This is a genomic window from Enterococcus sp. 1001283B150225_161107_E12 (assembly GCF_015556925.1).
GTDB classification, from domain to species: domain Bacteria; phylum Bacillota; class Bacilli; order Lactobacillales; family Enterococcaceae; genus Enterococcus_B; species Enterococcus_B mundtii.
The window spans coordinates 1-17,884 of sequence record NZ_JADNNI010000027.1 but is presented as its reverse complement, the minus strand read 5'-3'; the positions used below and the strand labels follow the sequence as shown (position 1 = coordinate 17,884).

14 protein-coding genes and 1 pseudogene are annotated in these 17,884 nt (G+C 40.5%); 1 reads left to right on the top strand and 14 read right to left on the bottom strand.

What is annotated here, in order from left to right; translation table 11 throughout:
• Window positions 1–12: 12 nt before the first annotated feature.
• The 4 genes from I2F89_RS15050 to I2F89_RS15035 all read right to left on the bottom strand — a co-directional run bounded on the left by I2F89_RS15050 (window position 13) and on the right by I2F89_RS15035 (window position 4,147).
• Window positions 13–1,071, bottom strand: a complete 1,059-nt coding sequence (locus I2F89_RS15050) for a DUF916 and DUF3324 domain-containing protein (RefSeq protein WP_195514586.1) — start codon at window positions 1,069–1,071, stop codon at window positions 13–15.
• Between the two features lie 82 nt (window positions 1,072–1,153).
• On the bottom strand, window positions 1,154–2,017 hold the full coding sequence (locus I2F89_RS15045) for a WxL domain-containing protein (protein ID WP_195514585.1): 864 nt from the start codon (window positions 2,015–2,017) through the stop codon (window positions 1,154–1,156).
• Between the two features lie 16 nt (window positions 2,018–2,033).
• Window positions 2,034–2,369 carry an LPXTG cell wall anchor domain-containing protein gene (locus I2F89_RS15040; protein ID WP_195514584.1) on the bottom strand — a complete coding sequence of 112 codons (336 nt, stop codon included), beginning with the start codon at window positions 2,367–2,369 and terminating at the stop codon, window positions 2,034–2,036.
• 302 nt (window positions 2,370–2,671) lie between these two features.
• A complete protein-coding gene (locus I2F89_RS15035) occupies window positions 2,672–4,147 on the bottom strand; it encodes a helix-turn-helix domain-containing protein (RefSeq protein ID WP_195514583.1) in 1,476 nt (491 codons plus the stop codon).
• Between the two features lie 509 nt (window positions 4,148–4,656).
• On the opposite strand from I2F89_RS15035, the gene I2F89_RS15030 reads away from it, so the two are divergent.
• Window positions 4,657–5,292, top strand: a complete 636-nt coding sequence (locus I2F89_RS15030) for a recombinase family protein (protein ID WP_114543272.1) — start codon at window positions 4,657–4,659, stop codon at window positions 5,290–5,292.
• Between the two features lie 108 nt (window positions 5,293–5,400).
• Here I2F89_RS15030 and I2F89_RS15025 read toward each other — a convergent pair whose 3' ends face one another.
• The 10 genes and pseudogenes from I2F89_RS15025 to I2F89_RS14980 all read right to left on the bottom strand — a co-directional run bounded on the left by I2F89_RS15025 (window position 5,401) and on the right by I2F89_RS14980 (window position 17,654).
• Entirely contained in the window at window positions 5,401–5,616 is a 216-nt protein-coding gene (locus I2F89_RS15025) for a DUF2187 family protein (RefSeq protein WP_137071959.1), read from the bottom strand.
• A gap of 66 nt (window positions 5,617–5,682) precedes the next feature.
• Window positions 5,683–5,882 (bottom strand): annotated as a pseudogene (locus tag I2F89_RS15020) (cold-shock protein).
• Between the two features lie 267 nt (window positions 5,883–6,149).
• Window positions 6,150–6,890 carry a trypsin-like serine peptidase gene (locus I2F89_RS15015; RefSeq protein ID WP_195514582.1) on the bottom strand — a complete coding sequence of 247 codons (741 nt, stop codon included), beginning with the start codon at window positions 6,888–6,890 and terminating at the stop codon, window positions 6,150–6,152.
• A gap of 399 nt (window positions 6,891–7,289) precedes the next feature.
• Window positions 7,290–7,640 carry a DUF7006 family protein gene (locus I2F89_RS15010; RefSeq protein WP_195514581.1) on the bottom strand — a complete coding sequence of 117 codons (351 nt, stop codon included), beginning with the start codon at window positions 7,638–7,640 and terminating at the stop codon, window positions 7,290–7,292.
• Between the two features lie 19 nt (window positions 7,641–7,659).
• Window positions 7,660–9,138, bottom strand: a complete 1,479-nt coding sequence (locus I2F89_RS15005; protein WP_195514580.1) for a helix-turn-helix domain-containing protein — start codon at window positions 9,136–9,138, stop codon at window positions 7,660–7,662.
• Between the two features lie 48 nt (window positions 9,139–9,186).
• Window positions 9,187–10,470, bottom strand: coding sequence for a helix-turn-helix domain-containing protein (locus tag I2F89_RS15000; RefSeq protein WP_229078156.1), 1,284 nt, complete (start codon window positions 10,468–10,470; stop codon window positions 9,187–9,189).
• A gap of 61 nt (window positions 10,471–10,531) precedes the next feature.
• The gene (locus I2F89_RS15580) at window positions 10,532–15,367 is read right to left on the bottom strand and encodes a WxL domain-containing protein (protein ID WP_229078155.1); all 4,836 of its coding nucleotides are present in this window, start codon (window positions 15,365–15,367) and stop codon (window positions 10,532–10,534) included.
• Between the two features lie 13 nt (window positions 15,368–15,380).
• On the bottom strand, window positions 15,381–16,424 hold the full coding sequence (locus I2F89_RS14990; protein ID WP_100917307.1) for a DUF916 and DUF3324 domain-containing protein: 1,044 nt from the start codon (window positions 16,422–16,424) through the stop codon (window positions 15,381–15,383).
• Window positions 16,425–16,514: 90 nt separating this feature from the next.
• The gene (locus tag I2F89_RS14985; protein ID WP_195514579.1) at window positions 16,515–17,321 is read right to left on the bottom strand and encodes a WxL domain-containing protein; all 807 of its coding nucleotides are present in this window, start codon (window positions 17,319–17,321) and stop codon (window positions 16,515–16,517) included.
• 24 nt (window positions 17,322–17,345) lie between these two features.
• Entirely contained in the window at window positions 17,346–17,654 is a 309-nt protein-coding gene (locus I2F89_RS14980; RefSeq protein WP_229078154.1) for an LPXTG cell wall anchor domain-containing protein, read from the bottom strand.
• Window positions 17,655–17,884: the final 230 nt, after the last annotated feature.

The following is a 17,884-nucleotide window of genomic DNA, read 5'->3' as shown; positions in this document are numbered from 1 at the left end:
ACGCACTCCTTTCTACTTCTCTGATTCATTTTCACGCGCCTTCTTCTGAACCATCAGATAAATCACTAAGGCCAGTAAAAGCAGAATTAGAATCATCGTCCCAATCATCCACCAGTTGATACTCGTATCAATCGTGACGTCTTCTCGGTTGAAGCTGCGGGCTTCGTCGGCTTCAATCGTAAACGCCCGTTCCCACGACCATTCTTCTTCTCCTGAAGTGGCTTTAAGTTTTAACACATAGTCGCCTGCTTGGAAACGATCCCCTTCTAATGAGATTGGAAAATTGAAGTTTGAGTTTGGCGCCATCTGCATCATTTCTTCATTCGCTGTGTAGAGCACCTCGTCTTCTCCTGCACGTTGAACCGTCGCTTCGACAGCCAGTTGATTCACAAAGGCAGGTGTGAAGTTTTGTAGGTTTGCACTGATCACATTACGGTAGTTCAATTGATCCGCAAACACATCGTTCAACTCTAAATCTGGCTGAACCGAATTGCGCATATTACTGACCACGACGCCTACGACGTAGGCAAACTCATTTTGGATTGCCACACCCTCTTCTTCACTTGCCGGTTCTTCTTCTGCTTCTCTGATTTCCTTAATGCGTAATCCGCCGGCTAGAAATCCCTCAAAAGAAGCCTCCGGCATACGTAAAGCGACCTCGACCGTTTTCGTTTCATTACCAGCTAAGTCAATCACTTCAGAAGCCTCAATTAACCCATCCACTGAATAAGGTAACGTTGGATCAGGTTCCTCCGCATCTTTTCCGTATTCCACTACCCCATGAACATTCGTATAGGCGGTGTGGGGAGTAATTTGCACTTGGATGGGTTCACTACTGGCGTTTTGTAGTTTTAATGACAACCTTTCGGTTTCCCCAGCAGCCAGATTCAAATCAAAGTAACTACTCGAACCCTCCACCTGGCTCTCTGGAAATTCTGGCGTCACATAAAAATTTAAGGTCCCCTCCTCGGCATGTCCGATCACGGGAACGAAAAGCATAACTAGTGCAAAGAGCATCAATAGCCAGCGAATCCCGTTGTTCAATGGTCTCAATCGTATTTGTTTATTCATTACATGATTCCTTCCTTTTAAAAAAAACAGCGCTACAAATAGCTGCAACGCTGTCGAGAGTCAATTCATCTAGTCAGAAGGCTTATACACCTGCTGGTTGTTCAGTATCACCTGGTTTTTCCTCTTCTTTATCATCATCCCCGGCAGGTGGTTGATTTCCTGGAGTAGTAGTCAATTCCCATGTCAGAGTTGACTTATAGGTTGTCGCATCTTTGGCAGTTGAGCCCGGGATCGATAAGCGAATCGCGTTGTTTTCGACTACCTCTTTTTGAGGATCCGCAAATTGAGCATTCAATTCCGCTTGATTTCCCCATACAACGGAAGAAGCACCCGCACCTTTATTTTTTTCAGCGGTCATCACAGATTGTGCCGCACCGTTAGGAATCAGTTTCAATCCGGCCGCATGTGCCGTTGGCGCATTAGCGGCAGTTGACCCTTCGTATTGGATGCGTGAACCCACCAATTCGATTTCCGCTCCGGTCAATGTTTTATTGAGTGTTTCAGATTCAAACGCACTTAAACTTAATTTTAGGTCCCAGCCATCATTGCTTCCTCGTAAATCTTGAACTTGGGCAAAACTGGTATAAGGGACATGTGTCGGCCCATCTGCGACTGGATTTGCTAGTTTCTGCATTTCAGCCACCATGTTGTATGTTTGGTCTTGGTTCGAGATAATTTGTGTGCCGAAGTTCATGGTCGCAGCTTTCATAATAGACAATGGCCCCGTCGTTCCTGGTACTTCAGGAGCGATCTCGACATCCGGTGCTCCTGGACCGGTTTCAGGCGGAATCACTTCTAGCGGTCCATCCTCTTCTCCAGCCGGTCGAAATTCGATTTTTCCATCGGTCGTCACTTTCCGTGCTTCATCGGCAAAGACAGCCGAAGAGCCTCCTATTAATAGAGTGGTTGATAGTGCAGTAATTGTAGCTAAACGGATTAATTTCATTGAATAAGTCCTACTTTCATCTATTAGTTTCTATGTGTGCTTGTTTCTTTTGTTTCCAGATAAAGAAAACCAAACTAAGCATTAGGAGCCCTAGCCCGATCAGCCAGTAATTGGTGATCGTATTAGTCTTGGGCAATGCGCCTTCTGGTTTGGCCATTTCAGTGATTGGTGCTTCTTTGATGCTTTCAGGTGGTGTGGGATCTGGGGCCCCGATTGGCACGTAAGTGCCCGTAAAACGAATTGATCCTTCGGTTTCTACTTGTTGAACTTCTTTCGCACTCACTGAAGGCAGTGAAAAGAAAAAGAAGAACAGCAGTACGCCCGTCAAAATGAGTTGTTTCTTCCTAATCATGTCCCTCCCCCTTGATTTTTCCCAAAACTCTTCGTTTTCAGGGAGACGACAAAAAAAGGCATCCGTTATGATTAGATGTCTTGAAAAAGTTGTTAGATTTGGTTTTCTAGAAATGGGGTACATAGATAATCATTACTCTAAAAAACGAAGGTTTTTGATAAAACATTTCTATAAGTATTCATGCATGTTTTCCTTACAAGAATCATCATACTTGGAGAAGGCAAGAAACCCAAATCGTTCTTTTCATCGACGCCTGAAAAAAGCGAACAATGCCTACAGCGGCTTGGTATGGGCTTGATCGGTTATTTCAATTTCTTGCGATAAGGATCGATCGTTTGTTCTAATCGGTACCAATCTTGGTCATCTGGTACTTCTTTTAACAAGAGGTACGCTGTTTCAATGACAAAGTCCAGCACGTAGCGAGAATAATTAGTTACGATCAAATCAATCCCATCTTGTTGTAAGCTTTCGCTTGTTAGAGACTGTAATGGCAGAAAGGTTAGCCTATGTTTCGATCCAAATTGTTGGATCGCGCGGGTTCGAATATACTGACAGATGAAATGATCGCCCTCTAAAAGGAAGTAAATGGTTTTCTTTGGTGAGTACAAGTCCAAAATTAACCCGCTATACAGTGTTAAGCTAACACAAATATCTTCTAAATATTTAGATAGACCAAAGGCAATAAGTCCCTGTTCCTTTAAAAAATGGAGATTCTTCTGGTATGTTTCACGATCAGAATAAATAACTGCCTCTTTAATATCTGTCATTTCCTTATTCAATGCAGGTGCAATCAAATATTTGAGTTTTATCGATAAGAAAAAGGATCGCATAAATGTAGCAACTGTTTGGCGGTTGGTTTGCGGCAGTTCATGCATTTGTAAGAACGCCTCGGTCAACTGAGCGCTCTCTTGTTCTTGATGGAAATGATCATAAAAGAGTTGTTCCTGATCTTCACAATCTAGTGTACGCTCGATGATCGTCATTAAATAAATCCAGGCAAACTCTTCTTTGGGAATTTCGTTTCCATATAGCTGCTCAAGGCTTTCTTTCAAAGAATACATCAGAGAAAAATCAGCTCCGGTATAAGCCAGGTTTATCAATTCTTCAGGCAAGTTTATGCTATACCCTAAACTGGCTCGTTTTAAAGCAATAAAATACGTATAGTAATGAGCTGCTGGCGTCGTCCCTGACCCAATCCTATAATTACCGAGTTTTCCATTTAACTGTGTCAAAATCAGATCTTGGAAAGCAGGGTCTGGCAGCACGGTGTAGTCTGTTTCGATTCCTTCGTAATAAAAATCTTTGAAAAATTTGCGCAGACTAGCTTCATCTCCTTGAATCGTCAGTGGGTTTGACACCCACTGCAGCCCGTAGCTTTTTAGTGCCGAATTGCTTTGAGTGAGCATCCGACGAAACGAACTCTCTGAAAAGTGATAGTAATCCGCCAATTCATCGACTCGATACAACTTGCCATAAAAAATATTACCAATGATTTCAAACAAGCATTCATTTTCCAATAGATGTTGTTTTCGCTCGTTATAAATCGACGGTCTTGTTTCTTCAAATACAAAACCACTGTTTCCAGACATCAATGTGATACTTTCCCCAAAATAATCTCGCATATATTTTAGATCATTAGCGATCGTCCGTTCCGTCACTTGAATTTTTTCTGCCAGTTCACCGATCGTAAAGAGACGATTACGCTCGATGATACTTAATAGTTTAAATAATCGACTTGTCACGCGATTACTAATAAAAGCCAATTGTAGATCCCTCATGTTTTCCCCTCATTTCCAATTGAATGCTTACTAATACTATTACATACATAGCATAATCGTTGAAAATGATAAACCTTATTTTTCATCTAAATTGATAAATAAGTAAAAAAAAACAGTAAAAGGGCGCTTACAATCGGAAATTGATCACTAAGGAGCCAACTAATAAGTTCAAACAAGCTTTTAATCTACTCACTCAAATAATAAAAGCACATAACCGTGCTAGACCCCAAATAGTACAGCTTTTGATCTTTCTTTATGGATCCGAATGCGCACAGATTTACACTAAATATCCGTTTGAGAGTACGTGTGTTAAGTTAATTATTGGAACTATTAACACTTCTCCTTCATCTCTTCTGTGTTTCTCCTATAGTAAAAAATGATGTCAAAAAATTTTCAAGTTTCTGACACAAGCTTACCCTAAATAGACACTAGTTAGTCATTGAAAAACCTGGTTCCCTATTGTATGATTAGGGTGTCTTTTAAATAGTTCGAGAAAGTAGGTAAAAATTTTGAAAATTGCTTATATTCGAGTGTCCTCGATTGATCAAAATGAACAACGTCAAATTGAAGAAATGAAAAAGTTCGGTGCAGAAAAAATTTTCATTGAGAAACAATCTGGAGCAACAATTACTCATCGACCGATTTTCCAGGAAGCTTTAGATTTTGTACGAGAACAAGATATTTTTATTGTCGAAGCCATCGATCGATTAGGCAGAAATTATGACGAAATCATTGACTCAGTCAATTACCTCAAAAAGAAAAATGTGCAACTAATCATCACTAGTTTACCAATCATGGCTGAAGCAATCGGAAATCCGCTCCTGGATAAATTCATCAAAGACTTAATCATTCAGATATTGGCCATGATTGCCGAACAGGAACGTACAGAATCTAAACGACGCCAGGCACAAGGAATTAAGATTGCAAAAGCGAATGGTGTTTACAAAGGACGTCCTAAGTTATATAGCGCAGATACAAAAGATCCCCAACGTCGCCTTGTTTATAAAAGCATCGTTGAGGATCTTGAGAATGGCGTTGCTATTTCTAAGATTGCAAAAGACTACAATATTACTAGACAAACAGTTTATAGAATTAAAAATGAAATCAACAATAAGAATGCCTATATAAAGATAAATAATCATTGATCAATTAAAAAACTCTTACCAAAGTAAGAGCCTACGCATTTAAGTTATTTAAATCAGGAAGTGCTGTGGTGAATTTAATAGTACCTTTTTTAACGGGTAGCACTTAATTCAGATAGCTACTAAATTTTTGTAATTGATCACCGTTTTTTCTGAAGTAGCGGTTACTTTGTCCATGCTTAAAGTGACAACTGCCGAATTATTTAGCAGAGTTACGATGGTTCCGATGACTTGTTTCTTGTTATGTTTAAATGACACCTGTTGATTTTCTTTAAAAGCCAAGCCTTCGATAGATGATTCTATTGGTTTCCACTTTCCAAAACTCATAATAATCTCCCCTTTTTAAGTATTAAAAAAACCGTCTCAAGCAATTGAGACGGTTGAACAAATCATTTATGCTGTGCAAATGTTAACGGCTTGCATGCCACGTTGACCTTCTTCAGTATCAAAGGTGACTGCTTGCCCTTCATCAAGAGACTTAAATCCGTCCGCTTGAATCGCAGAAAAATGAGCGAAGACCTCTTGGCCATTCTCACCTGTTATAAAACCAAAACCTTTGTCTCATTAAACCATTTTCCTGTACCATTATTCATACTATTTCCTCCTTGTGCATCACTACGTATGCGTTTTGTTGCAATAATTATTTGATAAGCAAAAGGAGAGTATAAAAGGAAGCATAGCACTCTTAATACGTTTCAAAGTATATCACTATATTCAGTATACCATACAACGGGGTGGTATACTAATTTTATAAACATTTGGTCATTTTCTGTACGCTCTGGAAATTAAAAATTAATAGGCTCTTTAAAAAATATCTTGTAAATAAATATTTTCCTCGATAAATATTTTTATCCCATTTTTTAAGGTTCAACATTTTGTCTGATGAATTCATAAATACTTGGTTTAAAACGAACAGCCACATTTTCACCACTAACAGCACCAAAATGAATTCCGATCACTTCATTTTGAGTATTGAACACTGGTGAGCCTGAATTCCCTCCAAAAGTACTAGCATTATAATAAATTCGATTCGTCGTTTCAGTCGTAGATACGCCTTTGCTCTCCCACATGGTAGCCCATGGTTTATCTCCTGGATAACCAATAACTCTGATAGGTGTTCCAACTGTAGTAATTGGATCATTGACATGTTTAGCTGGAGTTACAACGTCACCTATACTCTGTCCTTCTGTATTAGTTTTTAAATAAACGATAGCTAAATCTTGTCCATCTGGACTATATTTTATTTCTTGTCCATAAAACGTTGTTTCTTTATATTCCGTACTAGAAACTCGAGCTGCATTCACTTTTATATTAGCTGGATCTCCATTATTTGCGGCAGCTGCAACATGTCTGTTAGTCAGGATAGCATTTTTCCCTACTACCACACCAGATCCTTGAGTAGCATTATTCACATAAATAAAACATACTGACTGATAAGGTTCCACTGAAGTATCTGTTATTTGGGTTCTATCATTATTAGGTAGTATCGCTTTTATATGCAAATTGGTTTCGTCTGCTCTTACAATAGGACTTAAACTGATAAAGTTTATAAAAAATAGGATTAACATAAGGTTCCACATTCTAAACTTTCTATTCTGCATAACTACTTTCTCCTTTAAAAATATTTTATAATTACTATCTTTTCCGATCAAATATACTAAGCAACTGTTTTAGTTTTTATCTCCCTTAAATAATATAGGCTTCAACTTTTAACTAATAATATCCTCCTATATTTTATATATAACACATTGTGAAATAAAGCACATAAAATAGAGTAATATTTCGTCTATTTTTTTGTGTAAGGATTTCGTATAGTTTTCGATAATCAATATAGCCATTGAGAATGCTTTATATTTTTCAACAAAAGGAAAATATTAGGTACTGATATTACAAAATTAAAAAAATTTGAAAAACGAGTCTTGAAGAAACAACCATTCACTTCACCCTCATCTAAGTCAGCTTTTCCAGTTCTTGAATATAATCCATAAGCAATCAATCCATCATACCACATTGAAAATCATGGAATGTTTCGGGTCCATACTGCGTTTGTACCCACATAGTTCTTTGAAGTAGATGAGATAGTCACTTTCGACGATTCGAAGGATTTCCACATCTGAACAGTGATCAAAGTCGATCAGATCTGCTACTAGACTCATCCTGGCATCGATTCCTAAGATCTCCGGCAATAGTTCCCAAAAATTCTCCTGACAGATCTGACTTACTAAGGTCTCCAATCGTTGGATCTGGGTGTTTAAATAGACCTTTAGGTCTTCACTTGCTCGTTTTGCTGCCTCTTCAAAAGTACTTTGAAAGCCCTCCAAATACGCTTCTTTTGTAAAAAATGTAGGCATTGTTTTTTCCTTCCTTCTTTTAAAATGTTTCATGTTCGATCAGTGGATTCAACTGATGCTTGACTCTTGCCCAATCTTGCGCCGTAGGGATACTGCCCATAAGAACACAATCCGTGTCAAGAGCGTAATCCAAAAGGTACGGTCGATAGTTCGTTACAATCAAATCAACGTGTGCATCATTTAAATGTTCCGGCGTCAATTCCTGAAGCGGCATAAACAACAGCTTATGATATTCCCCTAATAGTACACGTGCCTGCATTCGGATGGATTGAACCACTAAATAGTCACCTTCTAATAAAAATAAAACTTTTTTGACCGGTTGGTAATAGTGGAACAATAAGTTCATATATGCCGTAAAACTCACCACGATATCTTCAAAATATTGGGCAGAAAAACTGAGTACTTGGGCATGTTTTAAGAGAAATTGTTTATGGGCTTCATAAATCTGTTTATCGCTTTTCTTTACCATCCAATGGATTTCTTCTAGCTCTTTGTTCAACACTGGACTCACTGCTTCATTCATCAAGCGCGAAATGAAAAAAGAGGTCATAAACGGTTCTAAAGTATCCGTATCCCATTGTTCAAAGAAAGGATCAGAAAGATAATCTGACACGATGAACTGAAGATCCTTCCAGCGGTTGAATCGTTGGTTAAAAGTTTGTTCTTGGTCCACACGATGGATCGTCCGTTTGGAAATAATCGATAAATGGATCCAAGCGAATTCTTCCTTTGATAGATAGATCTCGTATTCATCTTTGATTCTTTCTTGTAAAGAATAAAGCAACTGAAAATCTTTTTCCTGATAAATGCTTACTTTTACCCATTCAGGTAAGGACATAAAATGGTTTTGATGAACTCGGACCATTGCGATATAAAGCTGGTAATAAAAGGCTGAAATCGTGATCCCCGTACCCAATTCATACTTTCCCAATTTGCCAGACAGTTCGTTCAAGACCAACGTATGTAAGTCTTCTGGCGGACGGATTGTATACGGAGTTTGTTCACTGCTATAATAAAAATCAAAAAAGAACTTTCGGATATTGGCTTCTTCCCCTAAAAAATTGACTGGGTTAAAAGCCAACGTTAACTCATAATCAGCTAATACCGGTCGGATTCTTAATAAAAACCTTCGTAAAGTACTCTCTGCATAACTGTGCTGGTGAGCCAAGTCAGCCACTGTAAAATCTTTTCCCCAAAAAACATTTCCCACGATTTCAAATAACACTTCGTTTTCCAACAGTTGTTCTTTTTTCTCTTGGTAGTCCCTACGATTTCGTTCTTCAAAATAATACCCACTATAATTCGAACGTAATTCGATGCTTGTGCCAAAATAGTTTTTGAATGCTTGAATATCTTTTATCAAGGTACGTTGTGAAATAGCCAGTCGTTCACTCAGCTCTCCAATCGTAAAACGCCGTTCTTGTTCCATCACACTTAACACCTGCATCCATCGCTTGACCTCTGCGCTTGTAATAAACGCCATCTGAAACTCACGCAATTTTTTCCCCCTCACTTTTTCAAATATTTCCCTCTCATGCTCGTTCACTCATCTTGACTCAGAAAATGCAGAGAGCACTTCAATGATGTTTTCCTTGCTAGGTACATAGGGAAGTTCAATCGTTTCACGAGCGTTTCTAGCTTGTGGTTGATTCACGATTTGTACATGACGTACTAGTCCCAGTGGATTCATTTGGGCAGCTTCCACCACCTGTAGGCCAGATTTTTTTAAAATCGTTTCAACTTCCTGTTTGATCCATCGTGTCAAAGCACGTGGTCCTACTAGCTGATAGGAAACATAAATCGTCTGGCTATATTTTTTCTTTTCGGCTAAAAAACGTTCCATGAGTACGTCTAAAGGAGACGGTTCCTCACTGTTTGCATACGGCACTTGTTCTGGTGCTTCAAGTGTAGGCAGCTGGAAGAAGACCTCCATTAAAAAGAGGAGGATTTCGAAAAAATCATAAGTCAGACCTTCGGTCTCACCCATCGGTAACTCATACTCACTCGCAGGTGAAAACGTGCGGATAAATACTTGTTGTGTCATAGGGTTCAGAAACTGGCGTTCATCTAATGAGAGGAGGAACAACGCGGCTTTTTCTGATCCTGGAAGAGCCACACTTACCTGTTGATCCAAAGCCTGGGTTAGAGTCGTTTGAACTTGTTTATATGCCACTTGTTCATGTAAGCAATGACCCTGGTCAACCCGTTGCTTGGCTAGTCTCAGCCATTGATTAAACAAAGTTTGGTCTAGGTGCCAAGGCCCGTCTTGAATCGCCACTTTCTCCTGATGCAGGTCCTGAATATGTTCTGAAAGAAACCTGGGATACAATGGTAAGGTGAAATAAAAATCATAAAGGAATTGGCGAATACCCGCTTCTTCGCCCCACAATTGATTGTTTTTAGATTCAATTTGTATCCCATAATAGGTCTTTAATAACGTTTGAAGCTGCCGTTTCATCCGTTGAAACCGCGTACTCGAAACATCAAGATACGCCATCCACTGTTGATTGTCTAAACACGTTCCCGCAGCCAACTGATCCACCAAGAGAAAAAGTTTCTCTTTATCTAGTAACGCTTGTTTCTTCTCATAATACACTTTAGGGTTAAGAAAAGAAAAGTGGTAGCCCTTCTCATCGCCGATCAAATGGATTCTCTCACCAAAGTAGTCCTTGATCGCCTTCATGTCCTCAATAATCGTCCGTCGCCCAAATCCAGTCTGCTCAACTAAGGTGTGGGCGATAACGTGTTCCTCTTCTTCTAACGTTGCCAACAAGACCAGCCATCGTTTAGTCTTATCCGCCATGACTAAATGATCAAATAAAATGTGCATATCTTTTCTCTCCTTTCTATGAAGAAAAAGAAAAGAGCCGTAGCTCTTCTCTTTCTTGTGACTAATTGTCGGGAACTACACTTAGTTCCCAGGTGAGTGTTGTTTCGTATGTGCTTGCTCTTGGATTCGCGGTTGGAGGGACTTCAAGTGCCACGCTTTCGCTTGCACTTTCACCGTCACCAAACCGATAGATCCAGGTACCTGCTCCTTGGCCATCGAGCGCAGTCAAAAGTTTAGTCTTTTCTCCTGGAATTAAGGTGACACCGTCTTGAATATACAACATTGGTTCGTCGCTTCCATGAACAGACGCCAATTGTTGGTTCGCTAAAGACAAACGCGCCCCTCTTAGTTCATTTTCCTGTAGATCCGTAAATTGATTGTTTTGCGTAACTGCTAATTGCCAGCCGTGACGTTCCTCTTCTGGCCGTCGATCACTGATCTGGATATAGTTTGGTCGCTCTTCAGCCTCATTGACGGTTCCATCAGGATTTAACAAGCGTTGCGGTTGCGCATAATACCGCTTCGTTCGCGTAGAGATTGCTTGTTCGCCAAATGTGAATTGAGAAGCAAAATCAATACTTAATAAGCCTTGTTCTTCTTCGAGCTCAGGTTTATTCTCTGGATCGACTTCAATTTCTGGATTCATCGGATCTACCGGTGAAACAGGACCAAGATTCCCAACCGTTAAAATCGTCGCTGGTTCAAATGTCACATCATGAAACAGTAACTCGGTTGCCGGATTGATATTACCTCGATCATTATTTGTTTCAGGTGGAGCAACGACCTCTGCGGCCTTTGCGGATCCTGCATTATCCCGTAAAAAGATTTGAATTTCATCATCTTCTTTTAGTGAGAGTTTACTTAGATCAAGCGTAAATCTGCCATCATCGTTAACAGTGACCTCCGACGTATCAAAGGATTGCCCATTATGCGTTGCGGTCACTTCAACCTCTTTATTTTCTGAAATCCCTTGGATGGTTTTACTATTTTCACCAATGATAGAAGATGAGAATTTCGCAGGTGCCGGAGGGACGATTGGAAAGACTTCCACAGTATCTGTTAAGATCTGGTGGTCAAAATCTTCGGTCAGTTCGCCACTGGTTAATTCTACGTGACTGATTCGAACTTTTGATCCTGCTTCAAGGGGTTCAGGTAAGGTGATTTCAAAAAGCCCACCACGTGGGTCTTCTCCGTAGATACTGATCCCTGGTGATTCGTCTGAATGACCGACGGTCTTGGCTGTATACTCTTGTGTGCGTCCTGATGGAGATTCTACTTCGACTGTCACAATCGCTTCATCATCCCACGCTGGACGACTATCATCTAGTCCTACAGGAAGACTCACGCGCCCATAGATTTTCTTATCAGCATTGGTTGGTACTCTCAGCTCATCTGCGATAGCCCAGCGCCCATTATTACTACTTAATCGACTATAAGCAGTTAAACCTGTGTTTCCAAACACGTCCGTATTTAGTTGTGTGGGGTCACTTGTCTCTCTTAACGTATTAAAATTTGTTCCAGTAAACGTATAATCAATACTTCGGAAGTCTAAATTAGGATCGCCATTCAAGTCAGCGCCTTTTCTCCAAACAGATAAATCACTATTTATTGCGTTTAATGTCGATCCACTACTAGCATTAAATATATTCCCACCACCGACGCGAGTATTTCTAAAGTCCATAAATAACGGATTATCAAAATCAACAGTTAAATTTCCAGCATTGAAAATTCCTGCCGCATCTGTAGCTGTCCGTCCTTGGGCAACGAAAGTGGCGCCGTCTCGTGCTTCAATTTGCCCCCCTTGACTTTCCATATCGATCGCTGCACCATTATCCGCAATAATTTGAACTTTAGAACCAACACCATCAACTACAAAAGAATTACCCCCGGTCCTAGGATAATGTACCCCTTGATTGGCCAAACCAGAGGACGTATCTTGATCTATAGGTGTACCATTCCCAGGATTATAGATAAAAAATTGCCCTCCGTTCCTAACTAAAATATGATTATTACCACCATACATACGAATACCTGGTGTTCTTCCTCCAGATTTACTTATGTTCATTTTTGCATTGTCTATTGTAAACTGATAGCCTCCTGCGCGTATAAAACGTAAGACAGCGACAGCTCCATTCTGCGATTCATTGGTACTTCCTGCAGTTAAATTTAATTCGGACTGCTTTAACAGGTTAAATTGCCCATTTGAGCTAAGCAAACCTAACGCAGAGGCACGATTTGCATGGACGTTCATTTTTGCGCCTTCCGTCAATCTAACTTCAGCATTAGGATTTGCATCTCCTGAAGTAGTACTAGCGCTAGCAGCACCTAGATAAACCGCTGCATTGGTTTCACCGGCGCTGACATTACTAATTACTTCCATCTTTGATTCAGACCCACTCATTTGTAATAATGCACGTGCGCCATGTATGGTTATACTGTTCGCATTATCTGATGTTGCGTTTACTCGGGCACCATTTTCTATAGCAAGAACTGAATCTGCTCCTGCTAACCAAATATTCCTACCAGAGCTGGCTGCTTCAAAAACAGCATCAGAGTGATCAAGTAAGACTGTGCTATTGGCCCCAACCATATGAATATTGTGTCCAGAGCTTCCGTTCGCCTCCCACTGGCTCTTTGAGATGGCTAATTTATTAGTAGTTCCTGTTGCAGCATAACCTACACCACTCCCCCCTAGCTTCAAACTTATATCACTAGAATCAACAAGTGTAGTAGAATTATTCCCGGTCAGCGCTATGCCACGCCGATTACCAGAAGTAATATCAATGGCAATACTCGCTCCGTCTGTTATATTTAGTTCTGGTTCATTTCCTCTGAGATGAACGGCATTATTGGCTGTGGCAGACCCTGCACCAGGTCCACTGGTAGCGGTTATTGCTAATTTTGAGCCATCTTCTAAGTCTATCTTAGGTCTTGCATTATTATTCCCAACTTGAATATTTTCTAGTGTTCCTGTTCCACCTCCAGAAATGTTGAAAATACTATTCTTTTTTAAAGAAAGTAACGCATCCGTTCCTTCCAAAATCATACCTTGAGAAGCACCTGTATCTGTCATTTCAATACTACTATCATTTAGTAATACTTGTGGCGTTGTTCCTTCTAAATAAACTCCACGGCCGGTTGTAGCTGACATTGACAGTTGGGTCTGTTCCAATGATAATTGAGGGGTGGCGCCGTTCAAATGCAATCGTTGTCCGGTGGTACTTATTAAACTCCCTATAGACCCCACATGGTTGACTTTAGGCGATACACCTGTCAAGGCAAGTGTGGTCCCTGTTTCAGAACGAATATCAGTATGGCTATTCATTACAGAAAATATTGGCTCATCCCCTGATAGATTTATGGCTGACTGTGTGGCTGAGGTCACAGATAATTTCGAATCATTCACAATTACCTGGGGGTTATTTCCGGATAGATGTAACCCTCTTTTGGCTGCAGTACTTGTCGTAGTCAAGTTACTTTTATCAAGAACGGTGATTTTCGGTCCTGTTCCAGTCATAGCAATCGTATTATTTCTTATATTAGTAGGATTAGCAGTCGTTCCTATTGTACTAATCGTTAAATTTCCACCAGATTGGAGTGCAATTTCCGCATTTTCTCCTCTAAAATCAATCGTATTTGCCACACCTGAAGTCGTAGTAATTGTTAAAGTTGCTCCGTTTTCGATTGTTACTTTAGGTTCAGAAACATTCGCTGCTGCTAGAAAGATCGTAGCATTTCCACGACTGATCGTTACTTGCGCTTGATTGATCACTTTGACTTCTTTTGCTTCAATGAAGGTTTGCGTAGAACTTGTGCGTGTAAAGTTATTCGCGCCACCTGTGAATTGAACCATACCTTCTGGAATTGATGCTAGCCGCATCGTATTTGCATTTACTTCTGCTACATCTTCTATTTCTAGTGTCCAATTGTGGCTAACCTCTGTTGTTGTATTGATTAAAGGATTAGCGCCAGTCTTTGTAACTGTTGCGTCCTCTATCCGAAAGGTCGTTGGTTCACTCACTTCTACTAATTGAAAATAAAACCCATTATTCCCAAATGTCAAGGTATGCCCGTTTCCTTGAATAAGCAACGGCCGATCCACCTGCATAATACTTGCGACAGATTCTGACAAATCCGCTTGGACAGAGATAACACCGACTCCAGGATCTGCGACTGCTTCTCTGAATGCGGTCATTGTTGCAACTTCTGCCGTTTTTCCATCAAAGACCGCCTGTTTGAATGTTTCGTTCTCAGAAGGAATGGCTTCCTCTTTCGATTCTTCGATTGTTACAGGCACTTCTTTTTCTTCTGATTGTTCAGTTATACTCGTCTCTTGATTATGTTCTTCATTTGATTCATCAGATGAATCCTGATTCATTTCTGATTGATCTTCAGTCTCCGTTTCTTCCTTTTCCGATATTTCAAGTGTCGCAGTTACGTCTTCGATCGACACCTCATAACTACCTTCAGAATCAAAAACCACCGGAAGCACAAATGCTTGTTGCGCCCTCTCTGATTGAATCACCCATTCATCTGATTCTTCTTCTTGGTTGACGGTAACTCCAGCTTGTAACTGGTCTTTTACCAGCTTTGCTTCCTTCGGAAGGGTAATACTTGCCTCTGTCACCTCTTGATCTGAAACAAATGTCACCTTCAATGGCTCTTCAACCGTTCCTTGAAGGCGAGAGCGAGGAAAGGAAAAGCGAGGATTGCCTTCTTCCACTTCTAGATAGTTTTTTATGGATGGAAGTTCCAATTGTTCTTCTTCCTGTACTTGCCCCCCTTCCTTTTTATCCGTGGTTTCCGCATAGACGATGCCTACTGGCAGGAGGAATGCATGCAGAACAAGAATCATCGTCCCTAAAATGAGCATTCCTTTTTTCATTAGCTTTCTCATGGAATCCTCCTCTCTATACTTCTTTTTCGCTTTCACGTGCTCTTTTCTTTTGCCACATCAGGTAAAGCACAAGTCCAAGCATTAAAATGAGCAAAATAATCGCACCGATCATCCACCAATTGACACCAGAATCAATCATTACGTCTTCTCGATTTAACTTGCGGGCTTCATCGGCTTCAATCGTAAATTCGCGCGTCCATGACCATTCATTCTCTCCCGATTTAGCTGTTAATTCTAGGACATAGTTCCCACTTCGAAAACGGTCGCCTTCTAAAGAAATCGGAAAATTGAAATTAGAATTTGGGGCCATCTGCATCATTTCTTTCTCAGCCTTATAGAGCACCTCGTTCTCCCCTGCTCGTTTCACGGTAGCTTCCACCGCCAATTGATTGACAAAAGTGGGCGTAAAGTTTTGTAGCGTGGCACTGATCACATTGCGATAGTTCAATTGATCCGCAAACACATCTAATAGTTCCAACTCCGGTTGCACCGAGTCTCGGGTATTACTGACGACCACACCTACCACATGGGCAAATTCATTCTTGATAGCTACGCCTTCTCCTTCTGGGACATCACTACCTTCCTCTTCTTTTACTTCGGTGATTCGTAAACCGCCGGCTAAATACCCTTCAAAGGCGTCTTTAGGCATTTGAAGAGGAATTTCTATGACCTTTGTTTCATTTCCCGCTACAGTAATGACCTCCGAAGGAGTCATCAGCTCATCCAAAGAATGAATCAAGGTCGGATCTGCTTCTTTGGCGTCTTTTCCATACTCGACATTCCCCAAAGTATTCGTATAAGCCGTATGCGGTGTCAGCTGAACGTTGATTGGTTCTGAACTGGAATTGCCGACTTCTAGTCGCAAAGTCTCTTTTTGCCCAGGTGAGAGCAATAACTCATAGTATCCTTTACTTTCATCCACTTGGCTCTCTGGAAAAAGAGGGGTAACGTACGTATTTAAACCAGCTTCTTCGGCCTGAACCGTCGGATGCGGCAAGAAAAAGAAGAGCACTATAAGCAACCATAGACTTTTTTGTATCGTTTGTTTGTGTATCATTTGTCATAATCCTTTCTAAAAAAGCAGCGTCACAGAAATCTGTAACGCTGCCAGTGACTAATAGAACATAGAAATAAGAATGGTTACTTCTTAAACCGCATCAGGTGCCTCATTTTCTGGTGTTAGTTCTAATTCCCATGTCAATGTAGAGGTATACGTTACTGCATCTTTGGCAGTCGAGCCAGGAACAAACAATTGGATCGCCTTATTTTCGACGACATCTACCCCATCTTCCACTTGTTTTGCGAGCGCATCATGATCTCCCCAAATAACGGAAGAAGTTCCGCCACCCTTTCGGTTAGCAGCCGTCATGATCGGCACGGCGTCTTCATTTGGAATCAACTCTAAACCACTTGCGTGAATCGTCGGTTCCTGATCTGCATCATTGACACTGTAACGAAGAGAAGGATCGAATAACGTGATTTGGGCGCCTTTTAACACACTATTTAGAGTATCAGTTTCTGTTTGAAATTCACTTAAACTCACGCTCAGTTCCCATCCTTCATTGGTGCCGCGGGTGTCTTGGACTTGCGCCATACTGACATAAGGAATCATGTTTTCTTCGCCTGTTGTTCCGGCTTTCTGTTGCATTTCCGCAATCATGTTGTAATGTTCATCAGCAGTTGAGATAACTTTAGTCCCAAAGTTCATTGTTGGAACTGTTGCAATCGTTAGTGGTCCTGTACCAGGAATTGGTGGGATCGTCACTTCTGGCCCTTCAGGATCAGGTTCTACTATTGTGTCTTCAATATTTGGAGTGAAGGTGACCTGACCGGACGTCGTTGTTTTACGTACTTCTTTTGAATCTTGTCCTGTATCTTCAGCAAAGACTTGTACGCCTCCTGCGAAAATCGTGGTTGATAATGCGGCTACCGTTGCTAAACGAATAAATTTCATGCTTAAATTCCTGCTTTCTTTAAATTAATTTTTTTGTGTTGCTTTTCTTTTTTTATTCCCTACGACTAATAAAACACCTGCCACTAACAAACTGCCAATCCATAGTCCGAGTGAACTACCGATCATATTGGTTTTCGGCAAAGTTCCTCCCGGCTTTTGTGGACTGGTGCTGGGAGGTGGATCTGGTGGTCCGATCGGTTCATAAGTTCCTGTAAATCCAATGTATCCTTCTGACTCGACGGATTGGACCTGTGTACCATAAACCTGCGTCGGAAATTGTATCGCTATTATTAGGGATATTAGACCAATCATAAGACCAATAGTTTTTCGCATCTTCCCTCCTCCTTTAAAATCTATCTCAAAAACTATCATTTTTTGGAATAACGAAATACTTATATGTGCTAAGTTAACGAAACCCCAATTTAACAACATTACTTTAGACATCTGACAAGTCCGGATGTCTATTTTTGCTGTACACCCAAAAACGATGGTTTTTAATAAGTTTTAGTGAACAAAAAAGGCTTATCTTTCAACCTTCTTTATATTTATTATCTTATAATATT

Excerpts from the sequence above, each read along its gene's own strand:
- I2F89_RS15015 (WP_195514582.1), bottom strand. The coding sequence starts at position 6,890 with ATGCAGAATAGAAAGTTTAGAATGTGGAACCTTATGTTAATCCTATTT.
- I2F89_RS14990 (WP_100917307.1), bottom strand. The coding sequence starts at position 16,424 with ATGATACACAAACAAACGATACAAAAAAGTCTATGGTTGCTTATAGTG.
- I2F89_RS15025 (WP_137071959.1), bottom strand. The coding sequence starts at position 5,616 with ATGAGTTTTGGAAAGTGGAAACCAATAGAATCATCTATCGAAGGCTTG.
- I2F89_RS15045 (WP_195514585.1), bottom strand. The coding sequence starts at position 2,017 with ATGAAATTAATCCGTTTAGCTACAATTACTGCACTATCAACCACTCTA.
- I2F89_RS15010 (WP_195514581.1), bottom strand. The coding sequence starts at position 7,640 with ATGCCTACATTTTTTACAAAAGAAGCGTATTTGGAGGGCTTTCAAAGT.
- I2F89_RS14985 (WP_195514579.1), bottom strand. The coding sequence starts at position 17,321 with ATGAAATTTATTCGTTTAGCAACGGTAGCCGCATTATCAACCACGATT.
- I2F89_RS15000 (WP_229078156.1), bottom strand. The coding sequence starts at position 10,470 with ATGCACATTTTATTTGATCATTTAGTCATGGCGGATAAGACTAAACGA.
- I2F89_RS15580 (WP_229078155.1), bottom strand. The coding sequence starts at position 15,367 with ATGAGAAAGCTAATGAAAAAAGGAATGCTCATTTTAGGGACGATGATT.
- I2F89_RS15050 (WP_195514586.1), bottom strand. The coding sequence starts at position 1,071 with ATGAATAAACAAATACGATTGAGACCATTGAACAACGGGATTCGCTGG.
- I2F89_RS15040 (WP_195514584.1), bottom strand. The coding sequence starts at position 2,369 with ATGATTAGGAAGAAACAACTCATTTTGACGGGCGTACTGCTGTTCTTC.
- I2F89_RS14980 (WP_229078154.1), bottom strand. The coding sequence starts at position 17,654 with ATGCGAAAAACTATTGGTCTTATGATTGGTCTAATATCCCTAATAATA.
- I2F89_RS15035 (WP_195514583.1), bottom strand. The coding sequence starts at position 4,147 with ATGAGGGATCTACAATTGGCTTTTATTAGTAATCGCGTGACAAGTCGA.